General features: G+C 60.4%; 12 protein-coding genes. 7 read left to right on the top strand and 5 right to left on the bottom strand.

The genetic code is table 11. The features are described from left to right. The first annotated feature begins 1,108 nt into the window (after nt 1–1,108). Complete coding sequence (yecR, locus tag ACW9HX_RS21985) at nt 1,109–1,417, top strand: YecR family lipoprotein (RefSeq protein ID WP_119426270.1); 309 nt, start codon at nt 1,109–1,111, stop codon at nt 1,415–1,417. Here yecR and ACW9HX_RS21980 read toward each other — a convergent pair. Next, nucleotides 1,389–3,026, bottom strand: a complete 1,638-nt coding sequence (locus tag ACW9HX_RS21980) for an ATP-binding response regulator (RefSeq protein ID WP_457382227.1) — start codon at nt 3,024–3,026, stop codon at nt 1,389–1,391. The genes yecR and ACW9HX_RS21980 overlap by 29 nt on opposite strands. Nucleotides 3,027–3,142: 116 nt before the next feature. Between ACW9HX_RS21980 and ACW9HX_RS21975 the strand changes: the two genes are divergently transcribed. Beyond that, nucleotides 3,143–3,748, top strand: coding sequence for a LuxR C-terminal-related transcriptional regulator (locus ACW9HX_RS21975; RefSeq protein WP_457382226.1), 606 nt, complete (start codon nt 3,143–3,145; stop codon nt 3,746–3,748). A gap of 15 nt (nt 3,749–3,763) precedes the next feature. On the opposite strand, the gene ACW9HX_RS21970 is transcribed toward ACW9HX_RS21975, so the two are convergent. Beyond that, nucleotides 3,764–4,762: a bile acid:sodium symporter family protein gene (locus ACW9HX_RS21970; protein WP_457382225.1), complete on the bottom strand. Its 999-nt coding sequence runs from the start codon at nt 4,760–4,762 to the stop codon at nt 3,764–3,766. Between the two features lie 84 nt (nt 4,763–4,846). Between ACW9HX_RS21970 and ACW9HX_RS21965 the strand changes: the two genes are divergently transcribed. After that, nucleotides 4,847–5,635, top strand: coding sequence for an AraC family transcriptional regulator (locus tag ACW9HX_RS21965; RefSeq protein ID WP_249486525.1), 789 nt, complete (start codon nt 4,847–4,849; stop codon nt 5,633–5,635). A 138-nt stretch (nt 5,636–5,773) separates the two neighbouring features. Further along, nucleotides 5,774–7,486, top strand: coding sequence for an amidase (locus tag ACW9HX_RS21960; RefSeq protein WP_457382224.1), 1,713 nt, complete (start codon nt 5,774–5,776; stop codon nt 7,484–7,486). Between the two features lie 36 nt (nt 7,487–7,522). Here ACW9HX_RS21960 and ACW9HX_RS21955 read toward each other — a convergent pair whose 3' ends face one another. Beyond that, entirely contained in the window at nt 7,523–8,461 is a 939-nt protein-coding gene (locus tag ACW9HX_RS21955) for a Dyp-type peroxidase (protein ID WP_457382241.1), read from the bottom strand. A gap of 212 nt (nt 8,462–8,673) precedes the next feature. Between ACW9HX_RS21955 and ACW9HX_RS21950 the strand changes: the two genes are divergently transcribed. Beyond that, the gene (locus ACW9HX_RS21950; protein WP_457382223.1) at nt 8,674–9,651 is read left to right on the top strand and encodes a TerC family protein; all 978 of its coding nucleotides are present in this window, start codon (nt 8,674–8,676) and stop codon (nt 9,649–9,651) included. Between the two features lie 36 nt (nt 9,652–9,687). On the opposite strand, the gene ACW9HX_RS21945 is transcribed toward ACW9HX_RS21950, so the two are convergent. Both ACW9HX_RS21945 and ACW9HX_RS21940 read right to left on the bottom strand, forming a co-directional pair. Continuing rightward, entirely contained in the window at nt 9,688–10,788 is a 1,101-nt protein-coding gene (locus ACW9HX_RS21945; protein WP_457382222.1) for a polyamine ABC transporter substrate-binding protein, read from the bottom strand. Nucleotides 10,789–11,040: 252 nt separating this feature from the next. Next, the gene (locus tag ACW9HX_RS21940; RefSeq protein WP_457382221.1) at nt 11,041–12,447 is read right to left on the bottom strand and encodes a purine-cytosine permease family protein; all 1,407 of its coding nucleotides are present in this window, start codon (nt 12,445–12,447) and stop codon (nt 11,041–11,043) included. A gap of 322 nt (nt 12,448–12,769) precedes the next feature. Here ACW9HX_RS21940 and ACW9HX_RS21935 point away from each other — a divergent pair, with 322 nt between their 5' ends. Both ACW9HX_RS21935 and ACW9HX_RS21930 read left to right on the top strand, forming a co-directional pair. Further along, the gene (locus ACW9HX_RS21935) at nt 12,770–13,255 is read left to right on the top strand and encodes a flavin reductase family protein (RefSeq protein ID WP_457382220.1); all 486 of its coding nucleotides are present in this window, start codon (nt 12,770–12,772) and stop codon (nt 13,253–13,255) included. Between the two features lie 67 nt (nt 13,256–13,322). Further along, a complete protein-coding gene (locus tag ACW9HX_RS21930; RefSeq protein ID WP_457382219.1) occupies nt 13,323–14,366 on the top strand; it encodes an LLM class flavin-dependent oxidoreductase in 1,044 nt (347 codons plus the stop codon). Nucleotides 14,367–14,385 lie beyond the last annotated feature (19 nt).

Genomic DNA, 14,385 nt, shown 5'->3' with positions numbered 1-14,385 from the left:
TACATTCTTGAGCCTAGCAAACACGCTGCAATCCGCCGCGTGGTTTTTAGACTGATTTTCTTCTAGCGCTTGCCTCCAAGGAAGCTAACCGACTATCGCCTTCAAGGCCCTTCGACCTGCCACCCGCCAAGGGCGAACTATACTTTTCAGTTCGCTGTCCGGATTTCATGTAAACCGTCGACACCCGTGCGCCTTGAGGTGCGCCCGTGCCAATCGCCAATCTGGTTAACCCCGGGCCAACGAGCCTTCCGTCGAGGAACCAATGACGGGCAATGCTCGGATGCTTTGTGGCTGATGGGTCGTGGAGAAAATCATGAAACACAAGCTTTGGTCAGGCGTCGTCCTGGCGGTCGCGGCAACGGTTGTGGTGATGCCCAGTGTCTGGGCTGCGCAGGCTCAGGCGCTGGCGTCTGATGGGGCGGATCATGTCAAGGCCGGGGCTGTGGCTTCGGATGGTTCGGATCATGTGGGTGCCGGGGCTGTGGCTTCTGACGGCTCGGATCATGTTGGCGCTGGCGCTGTAGCCTCTGATGGTTCCGATCACGTTGGCGCTGGGGCTGTGGCCTCCGACGGCTCCGATCACGTCGGTGCTGGCGCGGTGGCTTCTGACGGTTCGGATCACGTCGGTGCTGGCGCGGTGGCTTCTGACGGCTCTGATCACGTTGGCGCTGGCGCTGTAGCCTCTGACGGCTCTGATCACGTTGGCGCTGGCGCTGTAGCCTCTGACGGCTCCGATCACGTTGGTGCCGGCGCTGTAGCCTCTGACGGCTCCGACCATGTCCGCGCAGGCGCCCTCGCCTCCGACGGCGGCGATAAAGTGGGGGCCAGTCGATTCGCTTCCGCTCGCGTTGGCGTAGGCTCTGACCAGGTCGCTTCCGCCCTCATGACGGGCAGCTATTCAGATCAGTTCAACAGTCCTCAGTAATGCTTTTCGGCGCAATCGGCGGCCTGCCGATTGCGCCGCACTAGCACATTTGTGCTAATCGACCACCCCCTTCCCTGACGTTATAGTCCCTCGCAACCCCCGACATTCCCCAACATTGCCACTGCGCAGTGCGCGGGATCGTTGTGCCTGGAAAAACAACAACACCAAGGATTGCGTTCAATCATGAAAACACTCATCGCCACCCTCAGCCTCGCAGCCATCGTTCTCACTGGCTGCGCCACCCCCAAGCAATGGGAAGCCACCGGCGGCAGCAAGACCGACGGCGTCGTCCAGGTCTCCTATGAACTGGGCCAGTTCGAGAGCGGGCAAACCTCAGCCGCTCAAGGGTTGGCCACCGCTGAAGGCCGCTGCAAGGTCTGGGGCTACAAGAGCGCCGAAGTGTCCGGCTCGGAGAAAAACATCTGCCGCACCATGGGCCAGTACAACTGCCTGCAAACCACCATCACGCAGGACTATCTGTGTAAGCGCTGACCGCTTCGGTCTGCCGGTCGCGCAGCGCACGCAACGTCGCGCGCAGCTCGGCCGGGCGTACCGGTTTGGACAGAATGGCAATCTGCCGGTCATGCAGGGCCGCCTGGATCTTTTCGATGTCATGCCCGGTGATGATCATGGCCGGCACCGCATAACCGCGCTGACGACGAATCTCATCGATGCACTCGATACCGGTACTGTGTGAGCCGAGGTCATAGTCGGCAACGATGATGTCGCAGTCCGTGACCAGACCTTGCCCCGTCAACTCGGCCTGCACGATGCAGCCCCAGCGCTCCAGCAACGCAGAAGTTGCCAACAGAACGTTGCGATCATCCTCCACCAGGCACACCTTCAACCCCGTCAGCAGACCGATTTGTCGGGCCTCCTCACGAATGACCGGCACCTGCCGCGGCGCCAGCGGCAACCCGTGCAAGGTCACCGCCGTGCCATGCCCCAACCGTGAACGGATCGTGACCTCGACACCGATCAACTGCCCAAGACGCCGGACAATCGACAGTCCAAGCCCCACACCTTCGACATCCTTGTCGCGCAACTGGCGAACCCGATAAAACTCCTCGAAAACCCTGGGCAAATGCTCTTCGGCGATGCCGCTGCCCCGGTCATACAGGGCGATGACCAACCCCGCGCCGCGCTTGCGCACACCGATCAGTACCGGCCGCTGCGCGCCATATTTGAAGCAATTGGAAAGCACGTTCTGCACCATAGTCGCCAGCAGCGCCGGATCGGTGCGCACCCAATGTTCACAAGGCCGAAGGCGCAACTCCACACCCGCCCATCGCGCGGCTTCGGCATTCTGGCGCACCAGATCCGCCAGCCATTCGCCCAGCTCAAGCGTCTGCAACCGGGGCAGAATCCGCCCGTTGTCCAGAGTGTAGAGATCGAGGATCGAGCGAAACAACTGCGACACGTTGAGCAGCGAGCGGTCGATGCTGTCCACCAGCCGCCGCTCTTCCTCACCCAACCTCGATTCGCGCAGGCACGCGGTAAACAGCCCGATGGAGTGGATCGGCTGGCGCAGGTCATGACTGGCCTGAGCGAGGAATCGCGACTTTTCCAGATTCGCCGCGACCGCCTCTTCGGAAGCCTTGCGCGTGCGTTCCAGCAACAGGTGCGCATACACCGGAATTACCGTGCTGGTGATCATCAGCATCAACACCATGAACGGTTGCGCCTGCCAGTACGGCGTCAGCCGGTAAACCGCCAACAGCGCCAGCAATGCCAACACCGTGGCGATCGCCAGGTAGCGCGAGCCATAGCGCATGCCATTACCGAGATTGACCCAGACCATGACGGCGTAGATGGGCAACGCCGCCTCGCCGCCGACCACCAGCCCGAAACTGGTGCCGGTGTAATCGTGGATCATGCCGAAGATCCGCCGCGCCGGATAATGCCCCGGCCAGCGCACGATGGCCTGACGAAGCACGACGGAGGCCAGCAGAAACAGGGAAATGTAGGTGACCACCGGCAGATAAGTATCGAAGCGCTGGCCCGGCAGGAAGCCGAGCACGCCCATGTAAACCAGCGCGATGCTGGCGATGATGATGCGCAGATTGGCCTGATCGAGCTCGGTGTTTTTCTCGAACTTCATGGGGGGGAACGTCCTTGTGCGGCAGTCGTCATAAACAACACGAACCAACAGGCAATGCCTTCGCCCGGTGCTAAGGTGCATGCCGTGAGAAATGCTGACCCAGGGAGGGTTGTGTCATGACATGCCGAATCATCATAGCCGACGATCATCCGCTGTTTCGCGAAGCGATGGTGCGCACGGTCCAGCGCCTGTTGCCGCAAGCACTGATCGAGGAAGCCGGCAATCTGGAGGCGGTGCTCACCCTGCTGCCATCCGGCGATGAACCCGACACACTGATGCTGGATCTGCGCTTCCCCGGCCTGACGTGTGTCAGTCAGCTCTCGGAGCTACGGCGGCGTTTGCCGCGAACCACCCTGATCGTGGTGTCGATGGTCGATGACGAGACGCTGATCAGCGAGGTCATGGCCGCCGGTATTGATGGCTTCATCGGCAAGAACATCACCCCCGACGAGATCGGCCAGGCAATCCTAGCGATCCGCGAAGGCGAAGTGCTGGTGAAGTTTGCCCCGTCCGGCCTGCTGCCACTGGAAACCGGCGCCGCCCTCACTCCGCGCCAGCAGGATGTGCTGCGGCTGATCGCCCAGGGCAAGACCAACAAGGAAATCGCCCGTGAACTGGATATTTCTCCGTTCACGGTGCGGATTCATGTGTCGTCGTTGTTGCGTGCGCTCAACGTGCCGTCGCGGGCTGCGGCGGCAGTCAAGTATTCCGGGGCGGGTTAGCCTTTGAAGCCGTGATCAAGGATCAACCTGCGCCATCAACTCAGGCACCGATTCCGGCCGCTTGGCATAACGCTGCGCCAGCACCGCACACACCATCAACTGGATCTGGTGGAACAGCATCAGCGGCAGAATCAGCACGCCAATCGTGCTACCGGCAAACAATACCTGCGCCATCGGCACACCAGTGGCCAGGCTCTTTTTCGAACCGCAGAACAAAATGGTGATGCGATCTTCCTGGCTGAAACCGAACGCCTTGCCCAGCACCGTCGACGCCAGCAGCACCAGAGCCAACAGGATGCAGCAGGCCACCACCAGCCCCAACAGATCGATCACCGGAATCTGATGCCAGATGCCTTCGTTCACCGCCTCGCTGAACGCGCCGTAGACCACCAGCAGAATCGAGCCTTGATCGACGAATTTCAGCCAGTTCTTGTTGCGACCGACCCAGGCGCCGATCCAGCGGCGGGCGATCTGACCGGCGATGAACGGCAGCAACAGTTGCACGCTGATTTTCAGGATCGCGTCGACGGTCGAACCGCCGTCACCGTGCACGTTCAACAGCAGCGTCACCAGCAGCGGCGTCAGAAAGATCCCGAACAGGCTGGACGCTGCCGCGCTGCAAATCGCCGCCGGAATATTCCCCCGGGCCAGCGACGTGAAGGCAATCGCCGACTGCACCGTGGCCGGCAGTGCGCAGAGGTAGAGCATGCCCATGTACAGGTTATCGCCCACCAACGGCGACAGCAGCGGTTTGAGCGCCAGGCCCAGCAACGGGAACAGGACAAAGGTCAGACCGAACACCAACAGGTGCAGGCGCCAGTGACCGGCGCCGGCGATGATCGATTCGCGCGAAAGCTTGGCGCCGTGCAGAAAAAACAGCAGCGCAATCGCGATATTGGTCAGCCAGCCGAAGCCGACCGCGACTTGGCCGCTGGCGGGCAGGAAGCTGGCGAGCAGCACCACGCCGATCAGGGTCAGGGTGAAGTTGTCGGGCAAGAATCTTGGGCGCGTCATGGTTTGTTCTTCCGGGGGTTGCCAGTACGTGGAAGCGACTCTAACGTGACTGGAAATTACCGACTAACGCCGAAGAGCCTCAAGATGCCGCCAAAAGGACACGACAAGAGCGTCAGACGCAGTATTCCCGGGCTGCCGAGCCTTCCGCGTCCACTGTACGGACGCACCGAATCGCTGCCCAATCGCGCCCTGACCCGCCGCCACAGTCATCCGTGGGTGCAATTGTCTTACGCGATCCAGGGCGTGCTCGAAGTGCAGACCGCTGCCGGTCGTTTCGTTGCACCGCCGGAGCGCGCCGTGTGGATTCCGGCGGGTGTGCCGCATCGGGTATTCAGTTCACCGCACACGGAAATGCGCAGTCTGTACATCGATTGCAGCGTAGCAAGTTGGGCGCTGGAGCGTTGCCATGTGCTCGGTGTCAGTGATCTTTTGCGTGAGTTGATTCGGGCCTTCAGTCAGATTCCTGTCGAGTATGACCAGAGCGGCCCTCACGGGCGCCTGGCACAGGTGATCCTCGATCAATTGGCCGAAGCCCCGCAAATCGACCTGATGCTGCCACTACCCCAGGACATCCGTTTGCGGCAGATCTATCAAAGTCTCGAGCAACATCCGGAACAGCAGACCACACTCAGTCACTGGAGCGAACAGTTCGGCGTGACCGAGAAAACCCTGAGCCGGCTGTTCCTGCGCGATACCGGCCTGACCTTTCGCGCCTGGCGCCAACGCTTGCGTTTGCTGGGTGCGCTGACGCCGCTGGAACGTGGCGAACGCGTCACAGAAGTGGCTCTGGCCTGCGGTTATGATTCGACGTCGGCGTTCATCGCAGCCTTTCGTCAGCAATTCGGAGAAACGCCCGGAGAATTTTTTCGCTGATTTTTGTCGATATTTATCGAATTAAGACATGCCATGCGGCAAACTTCAGGGTAGAGTTTCGTCCATCAAGATTGTTTGACACGTTTCGACGATAACAATGATCAACCCCCCTTTAGCGAACCTGTCGGCGGTAACAGCATGATCGAAGTCACTGAAGTCTCCATTGCTCAACTGCGCTCGGCGCTCGAATCCGGCCAGACCACGGCGGTTGAACTGGTTCAGGCGTATCTGGCGCGCATCGACGCCTTTGACGGCCCGGACACCGCCACCGCCCTGAACGCGGTGATCGTGCGCAATCCCGAGGCCTTGAAAGAAGCGCAAGCCTCCGATGCCCGTCGCGCCAAGGGCGAAACCCTCGGCCCGCTGGACGGCATCCCCTACACCGCCAAGGACAGTTATCTGGTCAAAGGCCTGACCGCCGCGTCCGGCAGTCCGGCGTTCGCCGATCTGGTGGCCCAGCGCGATGCGTTCACCATCGAGCGCCTGCGTGCAGGCGGTGCGATCTGCCTGGGCAAGACCAACATGCCGCCGATGGCCAATGGCGGGATGCAGCGCGGTGTCTACGGCCGCGCCGAAAGCCCGTACAACGCTGATTATCTGACTGCGCCGTTTGCTTCCGGCTCGTCGAACGGTGCCGGCACCGCCACCGCTGCCAGCTTCTCGGCATTCGGTCTGGCGGAAGAAACCTGGTCGAGCGGTCGCGGCCCGGCGTCCAACAATGGCCTGTGCGCCTACACGCCGTCGCGCGGGGTGATTTCGGTGCGCGGCAATTGGCCGCTGACGCCAACCATGGACGTGGTGGTGCCCTACGCGCGCACCATGGCTGACCTGCTGGAAGTGCTTGACGTAGTGGTGGCCGAAGACACCGACACCCGTGGCGACCTGTGGCGCCTGCAACCGTGGGTGCCGATTCCGAGCGTTGCCTCGGTGCGCCCTGCTTCCTATCTGGAATTGGCAGTGAAAAGCGATGCGCTGGCCGGCAAACGCCTGGGCGTGCCGCGCATGTACATCAACGCCGACCCTGAGGCCGGCACCAGCGACGAGCCGGGCATCGGCGGCCCGACCGGGCAGCGCATCAACACCCGCGCCTCGGTGATCGATCTGTGGAATCAGGCTCGTCAGGCCCTCGAAGCCGCCGGTGCCGAAGTGATCGAAGTGGATTTCCCGCTGGTGTCCAACTGCGAAGGGGATCGTCCGGGCGCACCGACCGTGTTCAATCGCGGCATCGTCTCCAAAGAATTCATGCACCACGAACTGTGGGACCTGTCGGCATGGGCGTTCGATGATTTCCTGCGTGCCAACGGCGACCCGAAACTCAACCGTCTGGCAGACGTCGACGGCCCGAAAATCTTCCCGCACGACCCGGGCACCCTGCCCAATCGTGAAGGCGACCTCGCCGCCGGCATGGACGAATACGTACGCATGGCCGAACGCGGTATCACACCGTGGGATCAGATCCCGACGCTACCGGACGGCCTGCGCGGCCTGGAGAAAACCCGCAAGCTCGACCTCGAAGACTGGATGGATCGCCTCGGCCTCGACGCCGTGCTGTTCCCGACCAACGCCGACGTGGGGCCGGCCGATGCCGACGTCAACCCGGCCTCGGCCGACATCGCCTGGAGCAACGGTATCTGGGTGGCCAACGGCAACCTCGCGATTCGTCACCTTGGCGTGCCGACCGTCACGGTGCCGATGGGCGTGATGGCTGACATTGGTATGCCGGTGGGGCTGACGTTTGCCGGTCGTGCTTATGACGATTCGACTCTGTTGCGACTGGCAGCTGCATTCGAGGCAACCGGGTCGAAACGCTTGGTGCCGCCACGTACGCCAGCACTGGCGGCAGGCAAGTAAATGCAAAACGGCGGGATCAATTGATCCCGCCGTTTTTTATCGCTCTGCCAGTTCTTCCAGCAAATCCGCCGAAGGCACGAAGAACAGACTGCCGGTGACCGCCGTGCTGAAGTCCAGCAACCGGTCATAGTTGCCCGGTGGCTTGCCGACGAACATGTTCTCCAGCATCTGTTCAAGCGGCTCCGGCGAACGCGCGTAGCCAATGAAATAGGTGCCGAATTCGCCTGCGCCGGGCCGGCCGAACGGCATGTTGTCACGCAGGATCTTCACTTCCTCGCCGTCCTTGGTGATGGTGGTCAAGGCGCTGTGGGAGTTGCTCGGCTTGACCGAATCATCAAGCTCGATATCGGACAGTTTGGTTCGCCCGATCACCCGCTCCTGTGCCTCGACCGGCAATTCGTTCCACGCCTTCATGTTGTGCAGATACTTCTGCACCAGCACATAACTGCCGCCGCTGAATGCCTGATCTTCATCGCCTACGAGGGTGAAATGCTCGGCTTTGCGGCCGACCGGGTTTTCGGTGCCGTCGACGAAACCGATGATGCTGCGCATGTCGAAATAGCGGAAACCCTGTACCTCGTCAGTGACGGTCACGGCGCCGTCCAGCGCGGACATCAACTGCGTCGCCAGCTCGAAACACAGATCCATCTGATCGGCGCGAATGTGCAGCAGCAGGTCGCCAGGCGTGGAGACGGCGCGCCGCCCTTCTACGCCGAATTCGCGAAAGTCATGCAAGGACGCCGGTCGCGGACTGCCGAACAGGCGATCCCAGGCGCTGGAGGAAAAACCACAGACGCAGGACAGGCTTCCCGAGGGAACGCGCTTGCCGACCGAGCGTGTCAAACCCGCGATATCGGCGCACCAGCCACGGACTTTTTCGGCCGCCTCGGCCTCGGCGTTGAGGGTCGCCACGATGAATATCGCAGCGCTGGTAATCGGGCTGCAGACGGCTTGAGGATCTGGCGTGTCGATGATCGTCGCTCCTTTGGTGGCCCCGTTGACAGGGCTGAATCGAACGGCGAGGTTAGCAAAGAAGCGCTGACTGAAAACAAGCGATCCTCGTCGCCTCGCCCGACACTTCGTTTTTAACGAACAATAGCCAAAAAATAAACGATTTTTCTTCGTCGGAACGCTCCTACTAGCATGGCCCCGTCTACCCCGAAAAACATAAAGACAGGGAGAACGACATGCACCCCATCAACATCGGCGAACCCTGGATGTGGATCGCTTTCATCGTTTTTGTCCTCGCCATGCTGGCCGTTGACTTGTTCGTCTTCGGTGGGCGCAAGGCGCATCGGGTGTCGGTACGCGAAGCGTCGTCATGGGTGATTGCCTGGTGCATGTTGGCGCTGGCCTTCGCCGGGCTGCTCTGGTGGTATCTGAACGGCGAATTCGGGCCCGAAATCGCCCAGCGCAAGACCCTGGAGTTCCTCACCGGTTATCTGATCGAGCAGTCGCTGTCGATCGACAACATGTTCGTCTTCGTGATGATCTTCAGCTACTTCTCCGTGCCGCCGGAGTTGCAGCGCCGGGTGCTGTTGTACGGGGTACTCGGCGCGATCGTGATGCGGGCGGCGATGATCTTTGCCGGGGTGTGGCTGGTTTCGCAGTTCACGTGGCTGCTGTATGTGTTCGGCGTGTTCCTGATCATCACCGGGATCAAGATGCTGGTGTTCGCCGAGCAGCAACCGGACCTGGATAACAATCCGCTTCTACGCTGGGTACGCGGGCACCTGCGGATCACCAGCGGCTTTCACGGCGAGCGCTTTTTTGTGCTGCAGAACGGCGTGCGCTGGGCCACCCCGATGTTTCTGGTGCTGGTGCTGATCGAGGCCAGTGACCTGATGTTCGCGGTCGACAGCATCCCGGCGATTTTCGCGGTGACAACCGATCCGTTCATCATTTTCACGTCTAACATCTTTGCGATCATGGGGCTGCGGGCGCTGTACTTTTTGCTGGCGGACATGGCCGACCGCTTCCACCTGCTCAAGTACGGACTGGCGCTGGTGCTGGTGTTCATCGGCGGGAAGATGACGGCGATGCCGTGGTTTCACATGCCGGTGGAGTGGTCGCTGGCGATTGTCGGCGGGCTGATTCTGGCGTCGGTGTTGCTCAGTCTGGTACTGACGAAGGACAAGTCGCCCGAGGAAAGCCAGGCGAAATAACAGCCGTGGGAGCAAACGGCTCCCACGGCTTTGAACCTATTTATCAGACTTGATGCTGGTCCAGACTCGCGTGCGCACCCGCTCCAGTTTCTGCGGCAATGGCTGCACTACGTACAGCGTCTTAAGCGCTTCGCTGGTCGGCGTCAGGTTCGGGTTGCCGGTGATTTCCTTGTTGATCAGCGGCAGCGAATCCTTGTTGGCATTCGGGTAGCCGAGGAAATCACTGATCGACGCGATGACCTTCGGTTCGAGCAGCGTGTTGAGGAACTCGTGGGCCTCCTCAACGTTCTTCGCGCTCTTCGGAATGGCGAAGGTGTCGAACCAGATCGGCGCTCCCTCCTTCGGCAAACGCCAGTCGACTACTACGCCGTTCTTCGCCTCTTTGGCACGGTTGCCGAACTGGTAGAAGCTGCCGGAGTAACCGATGGCCACGCAGATGTCGCCGTTGGCGATGTCGGTCATGTATTTGGCCGAGTTGAAGTAGGTGACGTAAGGGCGAACCTTGAGCATCAGGTCCTTGGCTTTCTCATAGTCCGCCGGGTTCTGGCTGTTCGGGTCGAGGCCCAGGTAATGCAGGGCCAGCGGGAGGATTTCCGAAGGCGAATCGAGCATCGCCACGCCGCAGGATTTGAGTTTTTCCATGTTCTCCGGTTTGAACACCAGGTCCCAGCTGTCCACGGGTGCATTCTCGCCAAGCGCAGCCTTGACCTTCGCCGGGTTGAAACCGATCAGCACCGTGCCGACCATGTAGGGCACGCCGTACTGATTGCCGGGGTCGTTGGAGTCGAGCAACTTCAGTAACGCCGGGTCCTGGTGACTCCAGTTCGGCAGCTTGGACTTGTCGAGTTTCTGGAACACGCCGGCCTTGATCTGGGTATCGAGAAACTGGTTCGACGGCACTACCAGGTCGTAGCCGGAGTTACCGGTCAGCAGCTTGGCTTCGAGGGATTCGTTGGTATCGAAGGTGTCCCAGGTCACTTTGATGTTGCTTTTGGCGGCGAAGTCCTTGGGCACTGACGGCAGAATGTAATCCGCCCAGTTGTATACCCGCAGTTCGCGCTGTTCGGCTTGTACTGCGCTGGCCAGCAGCGTCAGCCCGAAAACTGTAGCGCCCAGAATGCGTTTCATCGTGACCATATTGTGTTTCCCCGAATGCAGCGTGAGTCGATGGTTTTTATGTTCTGTACACGGCAGCGGCTGTCAGATCAGCCAAGGGCAAGGAAGGTGCGGCATTTAGTTGTGGCTTCGATTCTTGCCGACAGCGTAGCCGCAGCACAGTAGCCGGTTGGCCAAAAGGGGATCGATATGGCCAATTTGCGTGACCGCCAGAATACTGAAACGACAATGCCCGGCGATTGGCCGGGCATTGTTTGAGCAGCGTGCGCAGGATCAGTCGGTAAAGCCCAACTGTGTCGCCCTTCTCTCCTGCGCCTGTCCACGGGTCGCCAGGCAGTAATACAACGGGCACGTCACGATCAAACCAACCAGCCACGACAGGTCCGCTCCCTCCACCAGATTGGCGTACGGGCCGACATACAACGAGGTATTGGCGAAGGGCAGCTGCACGATGATGCCGATGAAATAGGCAATGATCGCGTGCAGATTGAAACGCCCGTAGATCCCGCCATCAGCGCGGAAGATCGAGGCAATGTCGTAGCTGCCGCGCTTGATCAGGTAAAAGTCGATCAGGTTGATCGACGCCCACGGCACCAGCACCAGAAGCAGCGCCAGAATCAATCCGATGAACTCGGAAATGAAGTCCGCCGACGCCCCCAGCGCCACCACGCAGCAGCCCGCCAGCACCACGCTCGACAACACCACCCGCACCTTGATACTTGGCGTCCACTGGCTGGCGAAGGTCTGGATCGAGGTGATGATCGACAGCACCGCGCCATACAGATTCAGCGCGTTGTGACTGATGATGTTGAGCAGGAACAACACCATCAGAATCGGCCCCAGCCAACCGGTGGACTGCTTGACCGCTGCCATCGCCTCGGTGCCTTCCGGCGTTGCCAACACCGCCACCGCGCCGAAGGTGAACGACAGGATTGTGCCCAGCGTTGCGCCCAGATAAGTCGCGATAAATGGCTTGCTGATCCCGATGTTCGCCGGCAGGTAACGGGAATAGTCAGAGACGTACGGCGAGAAGCTGATCTGCCAGATGATCCCCAGTGATACCGTCGCAAGCCACCCGGACAGATTGAAGCTGCCACGGGTAAAGAAGTCCGCCGGCAACTCATGGGCAAAGATGTAGATGAATCCGGCCAGCAGCGCGCTGCCCATCACCCAGGTGCCAATACGGTTCAGCGTATGGATGAAGTTGTAGCCGATCACACCGATGGCCGTGGCGCTGAGCGCGCCGATCAGAATGCTCAACGGCGCCGGCACCGACGGCGCAATGCCGACGATGGACTTGCCGGCCAGCACGATGTTGGAAATGAAGAAGCCGATATAGATGATCGCCGCGAAGAACACGATCAGCAACGCGCCGTAACGCCCGAATTGGCCACGACTCTGCACCATCTGCGGAATGCCCATGCGCGGGCCTTGCGCCGAGGCCAGCGCGATCACCACGCCGCCAATCATGTGCCCTAGCGCAATCGCCAGCAGCCCCCAGAACAAGTCGAGATGAAATACCTGAACCACCATGGCGCCGGTAACGATAGGCAGTGGCGCAATGTTGGTGCTGAACCAAAGAGTGAAAAGGTCGCGGGCCTTCCCGTGGCGTTCCGCGAGTGGGACGTAGTCGACCGTGTGATTCTCGATCAACGGATCTTGCCGGGACATCTGGGACATATATGAACTCGATTGGGTCTGTTCTTATCGTTGTATGAAGCCAAACCGGGGACGTTCTTGGCCGCCCCTCAGATGAACACCATATTATGGTATTCCAATATTTTCACAAGACTGATCCGCTGTTTGCGGCGGCAACTGATCCGGCATCCTCCCCGATAGCCAGGCTTCACGGCTAGACGAAAGGCCCATAAATGCTGAGTTTCCGACGAATGCACCACGTTTATCGTTTCATCAAAAAAGCACTTGCAATCGATGTATTACGGTATACCATCAGACCCATAAACACATAAAAACACGCTTCACCGCACTCGAGGATTGACCAATGATCGATGCTGCCGTCTACAAACAAGTCATGGGCTCGTTCCCGTCCGGCGTCACCGTCATCACCACGCTCGATGACGACGGCCAGATCGTCGGCCTGACCGCCAGCGCGTTCAGTTCGCTGTCGATGGACCCGGCCCTGGTGCTGTTCTGCCCCAACTACAGCTCCGACTCCTATCCCGTCCTGATCAAAAACAAACGCTTTGCCATTCACGTCCTGTCCGGCGGACAACAGAGCGAAGCCTACGCGTTCGCCCGCAAAGGCAAGGACAAGGCGCAGGGCATCGATTGGACGCTGAGCGAACTGGGCAACCCGATCCTGGCGAACGCGACAGCTATCATCGAATGTGAGTTGTGGCGCGAATACGAAGGCGGCGACCACGCGATCATGGTCGGCGCGGTGAAGAACCTCATAGTGCCCCAACAGGATGCCGGCCCGCTGGTGTATTGCCACGGCAAGATGGGTGCCCTGCCCGCCTTCGCCTGATCCCCACGATTGCCCTTAAACAGGCTGGCAAGCGACCGGCCGACCACAAGAGATTCGAGGTAGCGTCATGAAATTTTCCCTGTTCGTACACATGGAGCGCTGGGACGAAAGCGTCAGCCACCGTCAACTGTTCGAAGACCTGACCGAACTGACGTTGATGGCCGAGGCCGGCGGTTTCAGCACCGTGTGGATCGGCGAACACCACGCCATGGAATACACCATCTCGCCGAGCCCGATGCCGTTGCTGGCCTACCTCGCCGCCAAAACCACCACCATTCACCTCGGCGCCGGCACCATCATCGCGCCGTTCTGGCACCCGCTGCGGGTTGCCGGTGAATGCGCATTGCTCGACGTGATCAGCAACGGCCGGATGGAAGTAGGCCTGGCGCGCGGCGCCTATCAGGTGGAGTTCGATCGCATGGCCGGCGGTATGCCCGCCTCATCCGGCGGCCAGGCGCTGCGGGAAATGGTTCCGGTGGTGCGCGCCCTGTGGCAAGGCGACTACGCCCACGATGGCGATATCTGGAAATTCCCCACCTCCACCAGCGTGCCGAAACCGATCCAGAAGCCCAACCCGCCAATGTGGATCGCCGCCCGCGACCCGGACTCGCACAACTTCGCCGTGGCCAACGGCTGCAACGTGATGGTCACGCCGTTGATGAAGGGCGATGAAGAAGTCCTCGACCTGAAGAACAAATTCCAGACTGCACTGGACAACAACCCTGATGTGCCGCGCCCACAATTGATGGTGCTGCGTCATACCCACGTGCATTCAGTGGATGACCCGGAAGGCTGGAAAGTTGGTGCCAAGGCAATTTCGCGTTTCTACCGCACCTTCGATGCGTGGTTCGGCAACAAGGAAGTGCCGGTGAACGGCTTCCTCGCCCCGAGCCCGGAAGAGAAGTTTGCCGGGCGTCCGGAGTTTGAGCTGGAGAGCCTGCACAAGACGGCGATGATCGGCACGCCGGAAGAAATCATTCCGCGGATCAAGTACTACCAGGAACTGGGGGTGGATGAGTTCAGTTTCTGGTGTGACAACAGCTTGCCGCATGCGGAGAAGAAGAAGTCGCTGGAGCTGTTTATCAAGCATGTGGTGCCGGCGTTCCGATAGGCATGCTGCATGACAAATG

The organism is Pseudomonas sp. SDO52101_S400 (assembly GCF_054071635.1).
The sequence above is the reverse complement of the archived record's forward strand: the minus strand, read 5'-3'. Positions and strand labels throughout refer to the sequence as shown.

Excerpts from the sequence above, each read along its gene's own strand:
- yecR (WP_119426270.1), top strand. The coding sequence starts at position 1,109 with ATGAAAACACTCATCGCCACCCTCAGCCTCGCAGCCATCGTTCTCACT.
- ACW9HX_RS21980 (WP_457382227.1), bottom strand. The coding sequence starts at position 3,026 with ATGAAGTTCGAGAAAAACACCGAGCTCGATCAGGCCAATCTGCGCATC.
- ACW9HX_RS21975 (WP_457382226.1), top strand. The coding sequence starts at position 3,143 with ATGACATGCCGAATCATCATAGCCGACGATCATCCGCTGTTTCGCGAA.
- ACW9HX_RS21970 (WP_457382225.1), bottom strand. The coding sequence starts at position 4,762 with ATGACGCGCCCAAGATTCTTGCCCGACAACTTCACCCTGACCCTGATC.
- ACW9HX_RS21965 (WP_249486525.1), top strand. The coding sequence starts at position 4,847 with ATGCCGCCAAAAGGACACGACAAGAGCGTCAGACGCAGTATTCCCGGG.
- ACW9HX_RS21960 (WP_457382224.1), top strand. The coding sequence starts at position 5,774 with ATGATCGAAGTCACTGAAGTCTCCATTGCTCAACTGCGCTCGGCGCTC.
- ACW9HX_RS21950 (WP_457382223.1), top strand. The coding sequence starts at position 8,674 with ATGCACCCCATCAACATCGGCGAACCCTGGATGTGGATCGCTTTCATC.
- ACW9HX_RS21945 (WP_457382222.1), bottom strand. The coding sequence starts at position 10,788 with ATGGTCACGATGAAACGCATTCTGGGCGCTACAGTTTTCGGGCTGACG.
- ACW9HX_RS21940 (WP_457382221.1), bottom strand. The coding sequence starts at position 12,447 with ATGTCCCAGATGTCCCGGCAAGATCCGTTGATCGAGAATCACACGGTC.
- ACW9HX_RS21935 (WP_457382220.1), top strand. The coding sequence starts at position 12,770 with ATGATCGATGCTGCCGTCTACAAACAAGTCATGGGCTCGTTCCCGTCC.
- ACW9HX_RS21930 (WP_457382219.1), top strand. The coding sequence starts at position 13,323 with ATGAAATTTTCCCTGTTCGTACACATGGAGCGCTGGGACGAAAGCGTC.